This window comes from Arthrobacter sp. C152, from assembly GCF_054890965.1.
The window spans coordinates 1-209 of the sequence record NZ_JBTZSU010000149.1; the positions used below are offsets into that span (position 1 = coordinate 1).

The following is a 209-nucleotide window of genomic DNA, read 5'->3' on the forward strand; positions in this document are numbered from 1 at the left end:
TCCGTCTCATACCAGGCCTCTTCAGCGGCAATCTGCTCTTCCGTCTTGGCATCAGCCGGCTCCCTGCGGTGTCCCTCGCCAGTCCGAAGCCAGCTCCGGCTCAGCTCGCTAAGCTCTGGGATGGGCTGTACCTTGAGCCGCACACTGTCCCCAGACTGCCGGATCATCTCCACAATTTCATCCCTGGATTTATTCTCCACATTCTGTCC

General features: G+C 58.9%; 1 protein-coding gene. It reads right to left on the reverse strand.

All coding sequences use genetic code 11. The features are described 5' to 3' along the window. A partial coding sequence (locus tag ACYSM9_RS22075) for a hypothetical protein (RefSeq protein ID WP_461859077.1) occupies positions 1 to 209 on the reverse strand: 209 nt, incomplete at both ends.